General features: G+C 64.8%; 14 protein-coding genes. 3 read left to right on the forward strand and 11 right to left on the reverse strand.

The features are described 5' to 3' along the window. The 5 genes from ACREXZ_RS26395 to ACREXZ_RS26415 all read right to left on the reverse strand — a co-directional run. Window positions 1-691 (reverse strand): PfkB family carbohydrate kinase (locus tag ACREXZ_RS26395; protein ID WP_431767147.1); only part of this gene is annotated, 691 nt, incomplete at its 3' end. Between the two features lie 224 nt (window positions 692-915). Next, entirely contained in the window at window positions 916-1,962 is a 1,047-nt protein-coding gene (locus ACREXZ_RS26400; RefSeq protein ID WP_431767080.1) for a LacI family DNA-binding transcriptional regulator, read from the reverse strand. Between the two features lie 134 nt (window positions 1,963-2,096). After that, window positions 2,097-3,134: an ABC transporter permease gene (locus tag ACREXZ_RS26405; RefSeq protein WP_431767081.1), complete on the reverse strand. Its 1,038-nt coding sequence runs from the start codon at window positions 3,132-3,134 to the stop codon at window positions 2,097-2,099. After that, window positions 3,131-4,726, reverse strand: coding sequence for a sugar ABC transporter ATP-binding protein (locus ACREXZ_RS26410; protein WP_431767082.1), 1,596 nt, complete (start codon window positions 4,724-4,726; stop codon window positions 3,131-3,133). The genes ACREXZ_RS26405 and ACREXZ_RS26410 overlap by 4 nt, the downstream gene beginning before the upstream one ends. Window positions 4,727-4,950: 224 nt before the next feature. Continuing rightward, the gene (locus ACREXZ_RS26415) at window positions 4,951-5,910 is read right to left on the reverse strand and encodes a sugar ABC transporter substrate-binding protein (protein WP_431767083.1); all 960 of its coding nucleotides are present in this window, start codon (window positions 5,908-5,910) and stop codon (window positions 4,951-4,953) included. Between the two features lie 491 nt (window positions 5,911-6,401). On the opposite strand from ACREXZ_RS26415, the gene ACREXZ_RS26420 reads away from it, so the two are divergent. Beyond that, window positions 6,402-7,052, forward strand: a complete 651-nt coding sequence (locus ACREXZ_RS26420) for a LysE family translocator (RefSeq protein WP_431767084.1) — start codon at window positions 6,402-6,404, stop codon at window positions 7,050-7,052. Between the two features lie 37 nt (window positions 7,053-7,089). Here the strand turns inward: ACREXZ_RS26420 and corA are convergent, their stop codons facing one another. Both corA and ACREXZ_RS26430 read right to left on the reverse strand, forming a co-directional pair. Then, window positions 7,090-8,067, reverse strand: a complete 978-nt coding sequence (corA, locus tag ACREXZ_RS26425) for a magnesium/cobalt transporter CorA (protein ID WP_431767085.1) — start codon at window positions 8,065-8,067, stop codon at window positions 7,090-7,092. 199 nt (window positions 8,068-8,266) lie between these two features. Next, window positions 8,267-8,803 (reverse strand): hypothetical protein, encoded by a 537-nt coding sequence (locus ACREXZ_RS26430; RefSeq protein WP_431767086.1) that lies wholly within the window; start codon window positions 8,801-8,803, stop codon window positions 8,267-8,269. Window positions 8,804-9,051: 248 nt separating this feature from the next. Here ACREXZ_RS26430 and cydX point away from each other — a divergent pair, with 248 nt between their 5' ends. Together cydX and ACREXZ_RS26440 are read left to right on the forward strand one after the other, a co-directional pair. Next, window positions 9,052-9,219 carry a cytochrome bd-I oxidase subunit CydX gene (cydX, locus tag ACREXZ_RS26435; protein ID WP_431767087.1) on the forward strand — a complete coding sequence of 56 codons (168 nt, stop codon included), beginning with the start codon at window positions 9,052-9,054 and terminating at the stop codon, window positions 9,217-9,219. After that, window positions 9,216-9,836 (forward strand): AAA family ATPase, encoded by a 621-nt coding sequence (locus ACREXZ_RS26440; RefSeq protein ID WP_431767088.1) that lies wholly within the window; start codon window positions 9,216-9,218, stop codon window positions 9,834-9,836. Before cydX ends, ACREXZ_RS26440 begins: the two co-directional genes overlap by 4 nt. A gap of 160 nt (window positions 9,837-9,996) precedes the next feature. On the opposite strand, the gene ACREXZ_RS26445 is transcribed toward ACREXZ_RS26440, so the two are convergent. From ACREXZ_RS26445 to ACREXZ_RS26460, 4 genes are all read right to left on the reverse strand, one after another. Beyond that, window positions 9,997-10,242 carry a hypothetical protein gene (locus ACREXZ_RS26445; RefSeq protein ID WP_431767089.1) on the reverse strand — a complete coding sequence of 82 codons (246 nt, stop codon included), beginning with the start codon at window positions 10,240-10,242 and terminating at the stop codon, window positions 9,997-9,999. A 107-nt stretch (window positions 10,243-10,349) separates the two neighbouring features. Further along, a complete protein-coding gene (locus tag ACREXZ_RS26450) occupies window positions 10,350-10,715 on the reverse strand; it encodes a tlde1 domain-containing protein (RefSeq protein WP_431767090.1) in 366 nt (121 codons plus the stop codon). Between the two features lie 230 nt (window positions 10,716-10,945). Beyond that, on the reverse strand, window positions 10,946-12,043 hold the full coding sequence (locus ACREXZ_RS26455; protein ID WP_431767091.1) for a saccharopine dehydrogenase C-terminal domain-containing protein: 1,098 nt from the start codon (window positions 12,041-12,043) through the stop codon (window positions 10,946-10,948). Window positions 12,044-12,237: 194 nt separating this feature from the next. Further along, complete coding sequence (locus ACREXZ_RS26460; protein WP_431767092.1) at window positions 12,238-12,702, reverse strand: Lrp/AsnC family transcriptional regulator; 465 nt, start codon at window positions 12,700-12,702, stop codon at window positions 12,238-12,240. Between the last annotated feature and the right edge of the window lie 110 nt (window positions 12,703-12,812).

Genomic DNA, 12,812 nt, shown 5'->3' on the forward strand with positions numbered 1-12,812 from the left:
GCGCAGGATAGTGCTGCGCCGTGCGGTCCGCAAGCGCGACCTGCACGCCTTGCGCACCAAGCGTGACGAGCACGTTGCGCGCGCCGGCCGCGCGTAACGCGGTGGCTGCCGCAGCCGCATCGGCCGGCGACGTCACCGGCAAGCCGGTCAGCGTCGCCGCTTCGAGTTCGTTCGGAATGAGATAGTCGATCAGCGGAAACCACGCGGCCGGCAACGGTCCGGTCGCGGGTGCAGGATTCAGGATCGTCGTCTTGCCGAGCCGGCGTGCGGCGGCGAGCGTGGCCTCTACGGATTCGTCCGGCGTTTCGAGCTGGCACACGACGACGTCGGCGGCAGCCAGTACCGCCTCGTGCCGCGCGACCATCGCGGGTGTCACGTCGCCGTTGCTGCCCGCGACGATCACGATCGCGTTCTGACTACCGTCGTCGACGACGATCAGTGCGACGCCCGTCGACGCATGCTCGCTGGTCTCGAGTGCCGCGCAGTCGATCCCCTCCGCTTCGAGGCCCGTGCGCAGTTGCGCACCGTTCGCATCGGCACCGACGCAACCGACCATCGCGACCTGCGCACCGAGCCGCGCCGCCGCGACCGCCTGATTGCCGCCCTTGCCGCCCGCCACCTGCGCGAACGCGTGGCCCGCGAGCGTTTCGCCGGGACGCGGCAGGCGCGGCGCGCGCGCCACGAGATCCATGTTCAGGCTGCCGACCACGGCGACCCGGCCGCGCGCTGCATTGTTCGTCACGTCATTCTCCTGCTGCGCCCTGGGCGCGTATGGCTTGTGTGTCTATGAGGGTGATGTCGATAGCGGAGCGGTAACGCGGGCGGCGGCCGCGTCCACAGACACGGTACGCGATCACGACCCGGCCGTGAACGGCGGTCACCCGCCGCGGCAATCTTTCCGCGTAATGCCGCCCGTCAGGCCGCGAGACCTGGGCTGCCGGTCGCGGCGCCGTTCCATGGACCGGTCGATTCGCGCAGGATCAACCGCGGCGCGACAACGCGACGACGCGCCGGCGTGCCGACGCCGCCCGCCGCACGCGAGACGATCCGCTCGATCAGCGTCTGTGCGGCCATGTCGCCGAGCGCACGCACCGACTGTCCGACCGTCGACAGCGCCGGATAGGTGAAGCGGCCCAGTTCGATATCGTCGAAACCGATGATCGAGCAGTCGAGCGGCACGCGCAGCCCGCGTTCAGCCGCCGCACGCAGCGCACCGATGCCCATCATGTCGTTGCCCGCGAACAGCGCGGTCGGATGCACCGTGTCGAAGAGTTCGCCCGCCGCGCGATGACCGCCGTTGCCCGTGAAATCGCTCTCGACGATCGCGCCCGGCGGAATCTCGATGCCGCGCTCGGCCATCGCCCGGATGAAGCCATGCACACGCATCGCGCTGACCGCGGTCTCGACCGGCCCGGTGATGCAGCCGATCTTCACGTGCCCGAGTTCGAGCAGGTGGCGCGTCGCGAGATAGGCGCCTTTCTCGTGGTCGATCTGCACGAGGTCCGCATTCAGCCCCTCGATGTTGCGATCGACGACGACGAGCGGCTCACGTGCGTGAGCAAGCGTCTGCGCGAGCACCGCATCGTCGCCGGCCGAGGCGACGATCAACCCGTCGATGCGCTTTTCCTGCAGCACGCGCAGATAGTTACGCTGCTTCGCAGGGTCGTCGTCGGAATTGCAGAAGAACACGCAGTAGCCATTGCGCGAGCAGCCGTCCTCGATACCGCGCGCGAGTTCCGCGAAATACGGATTCGTGCTGTTCGGCACGACGAGGCCGATCGTCGCGGTGGCCCGCGCCTTCAGCGAACGCGCGACCGCCGACGGCACGTAGTGAAGCTGGCGGATCGCATGCTCGACCTTCGCACGCACGTCAGCCGACACCGGCCGCGAGTTGTTGACCACATGCGATACCGTCGTGAACGACACGCCAGCCACGGCCGCTACATCCTTGATCGTCGCCATAACCCGTTGCTCTCCTGCCCGTTGTGCCCACCGTCCATGCGGACGGTCCGTGCCGTTTTCCGTTCTGCTCGCGGCCGTTGCCGCCCTTCCGCCTTTCCATTCCCCGTTCTCTGCCAACCGCAGGCCGCGTACCGCTACACCTGCTTGCGCCGGCTGCGATACGTGTCGAGCACGACCGCCACGACGATCACCGCGCCCGTGATGATGCGCTTGGTCGGCTCGCTCGCGCCGATCTGCGCGAGACCCGCCGCCAGCACCGAAATGATCAACACGCCGAAGAAGGTGCTGATCACCGACCCGCGTCCACCCATCAGACTCGTCCCACCGATTACGACCGCCGCAATCACCTGCAGTTCGAGCCCGACGCCCGCATTCGGATCGGCGGCTTCGAGACGCGAGATCTGGAACAGTGCTGCGAGCCCCGACAGCGCACCCATCAGCGCGAACACGATGATCTTGTACGGCCGCGGATTCACGCCCGCGAGCCGCACCGCTTCCTCGTTGGTGCCGATGCCGATCAGATAGCGGCCGAACACCGTGCGCGTCAGCACCAGCTGCGCGACGATCATCACCGCGACCGCGATCAGGAACGCCGGCGAAATGCCGAGCGCGATCGGATTCGACAGCACGTCGAACGCGTCGCCGATATAGGCGGTGCGCGAGTTCGTCATCTGGTACGCGATGCCGCGCGCGCCTTCGAGCACGCCGAGCGACACGATGAACGACGGAATCCGCCAGCCGACCGTCACGGCGCCGGTGAACGTGCCGGTCGCCGCGGCCGCGACGACCCCGAGCAGCGCGGCCGGAATCGGCCCCCAGCCCCATTTCAGCGCGACGACGCTGACCACCGACCCGCCGAGTGCGAGCACCGAGCCGACCGACAGATCGATCCCCGCGATGATCAGCACGAACGTCATGCCGACCGACATCACGACCAGATCCGGAATCTGGTTGGCGATCGTGCTGAACGTGTCGTAGGTCAGGAAGTGCGAGCTGAGCAGCGAAAACAGTACGATCATCGCGAGCAATGCGCCCGCGAGACCAAGGTAGTTCGACAGGCCGACGAGCATGCCGGCCGGCTTGCCGCCCGCGAGCGGTGCCGACGGATCGTGTGCCTGTGCCGCGGCTGCAACTGCTTTCGTGCCGTCCTGCGGCACCGGTTGATTCGTCATGACAGACTCCCTGCTGCGTGCGTGTCGTGTGTGTCCAGCAATGCGTCGCGGCTGCGATAGCCGGCGAACGCCGCGGCGAGCAATGCGTCCTGCGACCATTCGTCGCGCGCGAAGATGCCCGTCATGCGCCCCGCCGACATCACGCCGATCCGGTCGCAGATCAGCATCAGTTCGCGCAGGTCGCTCGACACCACGACCAGCGCCCGGCCCTCGCGGGCGAGCGCTCCCATCAATCCATAGATATCGAACTTCGCGCCGACGTCGATGCCGCGCGTAGGTTCGTCGAACAGCAGCACCCGGCAGTCGCGCGCGAGCCAGCGGCCGATCACGACTTTCTGCTGGTTGCCGCCGGACAGCTCGCCGACCGCCTGCGCCGGTCCCGACGTGCGGATGCGCATCGCGTCGATCTGCCGCTGCGCAAGCGCGTTCTCGCACTTCGTATCGACGATGCCGTGACGCGCGACGCTACCGACGTTGCCGAGCGACACGTTCGCCGCGATCGGCTGCGGCAGCAGCAGCCCCTCGCCTTTGCGGTCCTCGGTGATCAGCGCGATGCCTGCGCGCACCGCATCGGCCGGCGACGCGATCTCGACCGGCTGCGGCGTCTCGCCCGGGTTACGCGCGAGCGACACGGTGCCCCGATCCTTCAGGTCCGCGCCGTAGATCGCGCGCATCAACTCCGTGCGACCCGCGCCGATCAACCCGCTGATACCGAAGATCTCGCCGGCCCGCACCTCGAACGACACGTCGCGCACGACCTGCCCGCGCCCGATACCGTCCACCTTCAGCAGCGGCGCGCCGATGTTGCGCACGCCGAGATCGATCCGCTCGCCGATCTCGCGACCGACCATCAGCGTGACGATGCGGTCGCTCGTGAGGTTCGCCATCGCGTCGGTATGCACGAGCCGGCCGTCGCGCAGCACGGCAACGCGCTCCGCCACTTTCGCGAGTTCTTCGAGGCGATGCGAGATGTACACCAGCGCGACGCCACGTGCCTTCAGCCGCGCGATCTGCTCGAACAGCAGATCGACTTCGCGCGCGGTCAGCATCGCGGTCGGTTCGTCGAGAATCAGCACGCGGCAATCGCCGATCAGATTGCGCGCGATTTCGACCATCTGCTGATGACCGATGCCGAGTTCGCCGACGAGCGTATCGGGATCGATCGCGTCGAGCCCGACCTGCGCCATCGCTTCGCGTGCATCGTCGCGCAGTTTGCGGCGGTCGATCCAGCCGAAGCGCAACGGCCCGACGTACGGCAGGCGGTTCAGAAACAGGTTCTCGGCCACCGACAAGGTCGGCAGCAGATTCAGTTCCTGCATCACCATCCGCACGCCGAGCGCCTCGGCCTCGGTGCGGCTTGCCGGCGCATACGGCGCGCCCGCGAGTCGCATCGTGCCGGCAGTCGGGTCGACCAGCCCGCCGACGATCTTCGACAGCGTGCTCTTGCCCGCGCCGTTCTCACCGGTCAGCGCGAGCGCCTCGCCGGCGTGCAGCGCGAGACTCACGTCCGCGAGCACCGGTTCGGCGTAGGTCTTGCCGATGCCGCTAACGGACAGTACGGCGGACGATGCGTCGTTATCGGTCAAATCCATTGCAATCCTGGTTCCAAAGCCGCCGTGCACGGTATCGTCAGCCAGGCTGGGTGACGTGCCGAGAGGCGGCTTCGCGCGTCGCGACGCTGCGGATCCCCGCCAGGCGTGCGCATCGTCATGACGCTTACCTCTGGGATATCGGCCACACAGCGGGTTTCTTGAGCGGCTGCTGAATGGGCGCGGCACGACACGGGCCGCGAAGCCCGCGTCGTGCCGTGGCCTGATTACTTCGTCACGAGATCGCACGGCGTTTCGACGACGCCGGACAGCTCGCTCTGCTTCTTGTGCTCTGACAGCGCCTTCAACGCGGTATCGATGCCGAACACAGCCTGCTTGGCCGCGTACTGATCGGCGGTAGCGAGCACGCGGCCATCCTTCAGCATCGGCTTGATCGCGCTGATGTCGTCGTAGCCGACCACGTACACCTTGCCCTGCTTGCCGGCCGCACGCACCGCGGACACCGCGCCGATCGCCATGTTGTCGTTGCCGGCGAGCAGCGCCTTCAGGTTCGGGTACTCGTTGAGCATCGCGGACGCGACGGCGTTGCCCTTGTCGATTTCCCATTCGCCCGACTGCACCGACACCACGTTCGCACCGACCTTCTGCATCGCGTCCTTGAAGCCGGCCGTGCGTTGCTGCGCGTTGGTCGTGGTGGACACGCCTTCGATGATGCCGACCTGGTCGCCGGACTTCAGCTTCTGCGCGAGATAGTCACCGACCTTCTGCGCGCCCTTGCGGTTATCCGGGCCGACGAACGGCACGTTCAGATCCTTCGACTTCAGCACGTCCGGGTCGAGCCGGTTGTCGATGTTCACGACGATGATCCCCGCGTCGACCGCCTTCTTGACGACCGGCACCATCGCCTTCGAATCGGCCGGCGCGAGCACGATCGCATCGACCTTCGACACGATCATCTGCTCGACGATACGGATCTGGCCGGCCGTGTCGGTCTCGTCCTTGATGCCGTTCGTGATCAGGTCGAAGCTGTTCGGATTGTGCTTCTGGTAATCCTTCGCGCCGTTTTCCATCGTCAGGAAGAATTCGTTGGCGAGGGATTTCATCACGAGCGCGACTTTCGGCTTCTTCGCGGTCTGCGCGTGGACGGGCGCGGCGAACGGCAGGGAAACGGCGGCGGTCAACGCGACAGCAGCCGCGAGCACGCGGCGGCGAATGCGGTGGTTCATGCGATATCTCCAGTTGTTGGGCCCAGGGAGAACCCTATTTTTCGTGGACGTTACAGGGGTATTACGAGCACGCAAACGTTTGCGAGCGCCTATTCTCAGCGTATCTCGTGATGCGTGTCAACGCCTCGCCGTGCTGCGCCGCACCGACGGAATGATGCCGTCGGCATCGCGCAACCGATGCGAATCGCATGTGCCATGCATCCCGACAACGCGTGGACAAGGTTCGTCGCAGACGTGAGGCGGGGTCGAACTGCGGGTCGTGTTGCGTGGTGTTTTCGCGTGTGGCCTGTTGATCGACCCGCGCCCGCCTGTGGATCAGATGGCCTGAGTGAGCCACCCAGCGGGCCGCCTATGCTCGCCCTTTCTGTCGCGTGCCGCAAGGGTGCGGAAAGCCGTTGCGCATCGCGTGGACGGAAGGCAAACGGATAGAGACGACTTCAGTATCATGAGTCGACGCCCTTCTCTTTCACGCTCGCCTCTACAGGTCCGCCATGTTCGGCATCGTCCAGTTTCCGCTCTTCCTGCTCGCCGTCACGGTGCTCAACCTGACGCCGGGTCCCGACATTGCATATGTCGCCGGCCAGAGCGTCGCGCATGGGCGCCGCGCCGGTCTGCTGTCGGCGCTCGGTGTGTCGTTCGGAGGATGTGCGCACACGATCGCGTGCGCGCTCGGGCTGACCGCGCTGCTTGCGGCGTCGCCGGGTGCGTTCAATGCGATCAAGTGGATTGGTGCCGCTTATCTGATGTGGCTCGGTGTGCGGACGCTGTGGCCGGCTGTGCAATCAGCTGTGCGGTCGGGTGCACCAGGCGGAAAAGAACTGGCGCCACCGAAGCTGTCGCGCGGCGCACTGCTGTTTCGCGGTTTCGTGACGAACGCGTCGAACCCGAAGGTGCTGCTGTTCTACGTCGCGTTCTTCCCGCAGTTCGTCGCCACCGACAACCCGCACAAGACGCTCGCGTTTCTCGTGCTCGGCGCGGTATTCGTGCTGCTCGGTCTCGCGAACGACTGCGTCGTCGCGTGGATTGCGTCGACGGCCGCACGCGCGGTGCGCGGGCAGCCAGTCGTGCGGCGCTGGATCGACCGCGTGGTCGGCGCGAGCTTCATCGGACTCGGCGTGCGCCTCGCGCTGACGAAACGCTAGCCTTCAGCCGTCGTGCTCGCAGCAGTTTTCGCCAGCCTTATAACCAGCCCGCGCGCCGGAAGCGCCACCACAGGAACACGTCCACCACCAGCATCGACGCGATGCAGATCGGGTAGCCGTACTTGTAGTGCAGTTCGGGAATGCTCTGGAAGTTCATCCCGTAGATGCCGGCGATCATCGTCGGTACCGCGAACAGCGCGGCGAACGAACCGAGCCGCTTGGTCACCTCGCTCTCGGCGAGCGAGATCATGCCGAGGTTCACCTGGATCGCGGTGACGATCATTTCGCGGCGCCCTTCGATCGTCTTCACGATCCGCTCGAGGTGGTCGTACACGTCGCGGAAATAGGCCTGCATGCCGACGCACATCTGCGGAATACGACCGCCCGTCAGCTTGCCGATCGATTCGAGCAGCGGCGCGATGTGATGCTGGAAGATCACGAGGCGGCGCTTCAACGAGTACAGATCCTCGATGATCCCGCGCGACGATGCGAGGCTGTGCTTCTCGAAGATGCGGTCCTCGATCTCCTCGATCTCCGTGCCCAGCGCTTCGAGAATCGGGAAATAGCGATCGACGAGGTTGTCCATCAGCGCATACAGCACGAACGCAGAGCCTTCCTTCAGCAGTTGCGGTTCGCGCTCGCAGCGCGCGCGCACCTGCTGGAAGCCGTGCTGGGTCCGGTTGCGCACCGACAGCACATAGTTCTTGCCGACGAACACGTCGACCTCGCCGATCGTCAGTTCGCCTTCGTCATCCATTTCGACGGTGTGCATCACCGCGAACAGCGATTCGCCGTACTCCTCGATCTTCGGCCGCTGATGGCCGTTGCTAACGTCCTCGACGGCAAGCTCGTGGAGCCCGAATTCGTGCTTCATCACGTCGAGTTCACCTGGACCCGGGTCTTTCAGCGCGACCCAGACGAAACACTCGGGCTTCGCCACATAGACGCTGATGTCGTCGATCTCGATGTCGGCCAGCTTTCTGCCGTCCTGGTAGGCGGCGCAATTGATCAACATGGGAGGATTACCTTCAAAACGGACACCGCTTGCGCGGACCTGCGCCGACCGTAGCCGGTCCGGCGTGGGCGCCATGTTAGCGGATGCGGATGCCGTGAATATGTCGAACGGATAGTCGGATCTTACCGGGGAATCCTGCTGGCGAGTCTTGCCGGTGACGCGTGCCCGCTTGCGGGCGCCCTACGGATTGACCCGGCGCCTACTTTGGCACGCGCCGCATCGACACACGATGATCGCTGCCGAACACGACGATCGCGTGATTCGTATAGCGCACGTCGACCGGAAAGCCGAATTCGACGAGCGGATCGAACTGCGTCGATACGCCGATCCGGTGCGGCCCTGGGCTCAGATAAAGCGCGAGGCGTTCGCCGTTCATCACGTCCGCCACGTGCACGCCGTCGACGTACACGAGCACGTCGCGAAACCGGACGATCACGTCGGCCGACCGCTCGCGGCGCAGGTCGACCGCGACGAGGCCTTCGGCTGGCTGCACGATGTCGGGTTTGAAGATGCGGTCGGCGGGCACCGGCCGGAACGGCACGGGATCGGCGGGGTTCGCGGCACAACCGGCGAACAGCGTGGCCGCGGTGACGATGGCAATGGCGGTGAAGGGGCGTAAGGTGGCCGCTAAGGTGGCCGCTAAGGTGGCCGCTGAGGTGGCCGCTGTATGGACCACCGCGGCGGCCGTTCTCGCGCACCGCGCGGCTACGGCACCTGAAAGGGGGCGCGCACGCATGGAGGTCTCCTTCTTCTTTTTAACCGCGCCGTTCGCCGGTCATGGCCGCGGCGCGATGCCACAGGTTCACACTGGTTCAGCGAGTTCATCATACCCGCGCAGCCGGCACGCTCTTGCGCCCGGTGCACTTCTTGTTCATGATCTTCGATGACGGGCTGGACGGCAACGCCCTGCCGGCGCCTTGACTCCCGTCACGCAGGCCCGCCCGCCTGGTTGCGCGGGACACCCCGGTTCATGGAGACACTGCGATGTGGTATTTCACCTGGATTCTCGGCATCGGCGTGGCGCTTGGCTTCGGCATCATCAACGTGATGTGGCTCGAAGAGAACGGCAAATTCATACGCGGGCATCTGCCCGACGAAACGGCTGCGCCTGCCGCGCCCACTGGCGACAAGCGAAGCGACACCGGTACGTGACGCACCTGATCTTCTTCTGCGGCCACGCGGGCACCGGCAAGACCACGGTCGCAAAGCGGCTGGTCGGTCCGCTGATGCGCGCGACCGGCGCGCCGTTCTGTCTGCTCGACAAGGACACGCTGTATGGCCCGACGGGCGCTGCAGCGATCGGCGCATTGACCGGCAATCCACACGACCGCGACAGTCCGCTTTACCTGCAGCATCTGCGCGATCCCGAATACCGCGGCCTCATCGACACCGCACGCGAGAACCTGGCGCTCGGTGTCAGTGTGGCGATCGTCGCACCGCTGTCGCGCGAAGTGCGTGAGCGCAAGCTCGTCGATCGCGCGTGGCTCGGCGTCGCGAACGACGTGACGATCCGCGTGGTGTGGGTCACTACGTCGGAAGGCGTCGCGCATCAGCGCATCGCCGATCGCGGCCATCCCGACGACGCGTACAAGCTCGCGAACTGGGACACGTACCGCGAGCGTCGCTTCGAACCCGCCGACGACATCCGCGGCGATCTGCTGATGTTCGACAGCACGTCGCCGGGCGCCGCCGACTACGATGCACTGCTCGCGCAACTGGTTGGAACGCCGCCGTCCACCGCCACGATGCTGCCGCCGCTGCCGGTCTAGCAAGAGCGCTTCGATGCAAAGAAAAAGCCCCATTTACGGGAACGCGGGGTGGAGGCATGCCACCGTCCCTGGTTGTCTGGAGGCAATTCAGCGGGCGGAAACAATAGGAGCGTTGCCGCGTTGGGCGTGGACTGCCTCGATCAGGCGGTAATACAACCGCTCAAGGCCCGCCGATCTTCTTCGAAACAACATACACGTCCACACCGCTCATAGAGCACTCAGACGATGAGGCTTCGCTCGACGTGATGACTTCGATTGCGTTGCCCGACTTCTCATAGAACGTAATGTCGTACACATCGCGGTACAGGTCTTTGCCGATCTTCTCGGACGCGAGCCGTACCGCATGGGTCTTCGATTCATCAAGCTTCGTGGGATCAGTGATGCCCGCGTTTTTGAGATGAACCATCGCCATGTTCCTGGGCCAGCTCACGCACTGAGCAGGTGAAGCAGGCGAAGACGCAAGGCACAGAGCAGGCGCGTTCAGCGCGAGAGCAACAACAAGTGCGGCGCCCTTCATTGCGTCACCACTAGCGTTCTATCGCCGCTGGCCCATACCTGATGTCGAACGCCGAGGCTTTGGACGATGCAGCCGTCCGATGCCTCGCCCGGATGGTCCACGCTGTCACCGTGCATCAAGAAGCCTGAGCGACCGAAAGTCTGCGTTCCGGGTTGCGGGATAAGCCTCATTGAGTAGATGCCGGTATGCGGATGCGTGAATGGCGCGGTGATCTTGTAAGTGCCTCGCGGGATAGGCCCGACACCTTCCTGCATCTGCGTGGCCGAATTGTTCTTTCCCGCATCACGGCCGGAGTAGCCAATCCCCGCAAGCGCTCCGTCATGCGAGAGACGGCCAGTATTCTGGCTGTACGTCCAAGGCATTGTTTGTATCCTCCCGGTTGTTTGATGCGCCAGATACAGTCAGCAACGCGCGAGCAAATCGCCGAAAAGCATAACAGACGTATCCATAACGTCGACTACCTATTAAAACAGATAGAGGACGTTCGGTCGAAAAGACCCCCGCACGGGCTAATGCCGTTCAGTTCTTGAGCAAACGGCATTAGTCCGCGCGGGGGTTTTTATCGAGCCACGATCAGCAACAGCGGCTCACATCAAACCGTCGCCATCGCATCGATCGACTGCCCTTCGTACAACTGCCCGAAGCGGTTGCCAAGGAACTCGCGCAGCGACACCTGCTCCTGGCGCACGAAACCGCTTTGCGGCAGCTTCTTTTCGCGGAACAGGTCGAGCACCGCGCACATCGCACCGGCCGTCGTGATCTGGATTGCGCTCATCGGCACACCGCAGACCGTCTTCGCGAAGATCTTGCGCGTGAACACTTCCTGCAGCAGCTGGCCGTTGCGCGTGCCGGTCACCGTGATGAAAATCAGCACGACGTCCTGCTCGGTCGCGGGCACCGACCGGCGCATGATGGTTTTGAGCGTGTCGCGATCGGAGGCAAGACGCAGGTCTTCGAGCAGGAACTTCATCAGCTCGCGGTGCCCCGGATAGCGCACCGACTTGTAGTCGAGCGATTCGACGCGGCCTGCCAGCGTCTCGCACAGCGTGCCCAAACCACCCGACGTGTTGAACGCTTCGTACTCGGTGCCGTCGAGCGAGAAATGCTCGAGACCTTCGAGCGGCTGCACCCACTGCGTGCGACTGTCGCGGATCGCTTCGCACGGCTGGCAATATTCGTTGATCAGCCCGTCGACGCTCCACGTCAGGTTGTACTTCAATGCGTTGGTCGGAAACTCGGGCAGTGCGCCGACGCGCATCTTGACGTCGCGGATTTCGGTAAAGCGGTTTGCGAGTTCGTGCGCGGCGAGGCCGATAAAGCCCGGTGCGAGTCCGCATTGCGGCATGAATGCGTGGTCGGCATCTTCGGCGATCTCGCGGATCGCGTGCGTCGAGCGCACGTCTTCGGTGAGATCGAAGTAATGGACGCCCGCGCCTTTGGCTGCGGTCGCGACGTTCACCGCGAGGTAGTACGGCAGTGCATTGACGAGCACGTCGAAGCCCTGGACTGCGGCACGTAGCGCGGCGGCGTCGCCGGAATCGACACGGCGGGTGGGGATGCCCTGAGCGGCGAGCTTGTCGAGCGCCTGTTGATCGCGATCGAACGCGACGACATCGTAGTCGCCGGTTTCGCGCAGCATGTGAGCGATGGTGTGACCGATCAGACCTGCACCAACGATGGCTACTTTCATGCGCTTCTCCTTGTTCTGTGTGAGCGGCTGTCTCGAGCCGGCCGGCCTTTCGTATCGGCCGGCTGAAACCCTGCGAAACAGTGTAGGGAGAAGGACGAACAGATCCTAGACGCAAAATGCTGCGCAATGACCATCAGTTTCGACGATCTGACGACGCGGATCGTCGATGAGTCGAAATGCGTTTAAAAACCTGTTCAGCCAACGGCCGAACCGCGATCGATCTTGCGCGCGAGAATGATCGACGTCGTGGTCCGCTCGACGCCTTCGAGCCCGCCGATCTGGTCGAGCAGATCGTTGAGCCGGTCAGGCGTTCCCGCACGCAACCACGCGACGTAATCGAACTCGCCGCTCACCGCGCACAGCAGTTGCACCTCGGGCATCTTCGCGAGCCGCTTCTGCACGTCGGCGCCGTAGCGCGGCACGATGATGATACCGACGTACGCATAGATGCTCGCGTCGAGCACGTCCTGGCCGAGCCGCACGCTGTAGCCGGCGATCACGTTCGTGCGTTCGAGTCGCGCGATCCGCGCGATCACGGTGGTACGCGCGACGCCGAGCTGGCGCGCGAGATTCGCGACGCTCTCGCGTGCGTTAGCCTGCAGCAGAGCCACGAGGCTGCGGTCGAGATCGTCGAGCTGGTCGAGTCGCGGAGGTCTCATCGAAGGCGGAGCAAGAGTGAGTCGAACAGGAAAGAAGCATCGGCACGCGGATTATGCCTTCGTTCGCAGGCGGCGTCCGCACGCGCGACGTTGCACGACATCACGCGACA

Source organism: Paraburkholderia sp. (assembly GCF_050742655.1).
GTDB lineage: Bacteria > Pseudomonadota > Gammaproteobacteria > Burkholderiales > Burkholderiaceae > Paraburkholderia.

Coding starts and splice junctions, on each gene's coding strand:
- ACREXZ_RS26400 (WP_431767080.1), bottom strand. CDS start 1,962: ATGGCGACGATCAAGGATGTAGCGGCCGTGGCTGGCGTGTCGTTCACG.
- ACREXZ_RS26415 (WP_431767083.1), bottom strand. CDS start 5,910: ATGAACCACCGCATTCGCCGCCGCGTGCTCGCGGCTGCTGTCGCGTTG.
- ACREXZ_RS26455 (WP_431767091.1), bottom strand. CDS start 12,043: ATGAAAGTAGCCATCGTTGGTGCAGGTCTGATCGGTCACACCATCGCT.
- ACREXZ_RS26405 (WP_431767081.1), bottom strand. CDS start 3,134: ATGACGAATCAACCGGTGCCGCAGGACGGCACGAAAGCAGTTGCAGCC.
- ACREXZ_RS26410 (WP_431767082.1), bottom strand. CDS start 4,726: ATGGATTTGACCGATAACGACGCATCGTCCGCCGTACTGTCCGTTAGC.
- ACREXZ_RS26420 (WP_431767084.1), top strand. CDS start 6,402: ATGTTCGGCATCGTCCAGTTTCCGCTCTTCCTGCTCGCCGTCACGGTG.
- ACREXZ_RS26445 (WP_431767089.1), bottom strand. CDS start 10,242: ATGGTTCATCTCAAAAACGCGGGCATCACTGATCCCACGAAGCTTGAT.
- ACREXZ_RS26450 (WP_431767090.1), bottom strand. CDS start 10,715: ATGCCTTGGACGTACAGCCAGAATACTGGCCGTCTCTCGCATGACGGA.
- cydX (WP_431767087.1), top strand. CDS start 9,052: ATGTGGTATTTCACCTGGATTCTCGGCATCGGCGTGGCGCTTGGCTTC.
- ACREXZ_RS26430 (WP_431767086.1), bottom strand. CDS start 8,803: ATGCGTGCGCGCCCCCTTTCAGGTGCCGTAGCCGCGCGGTGCGCGAGA.
- corA (WP_431767085.1), bottom strand. CDS start 8,067: ATGTTGATCAATTGCGCCGCCTACCAGGACGGCAGAAAGCTGGCCGAC.
- ACREXZ_RS26460 (WP_431767092.1), bottom strand. CDS start 12,702: ATGAGACCTCCGCGACTCGACCAGCTCGACGATCTCGACCGCAGCCTC.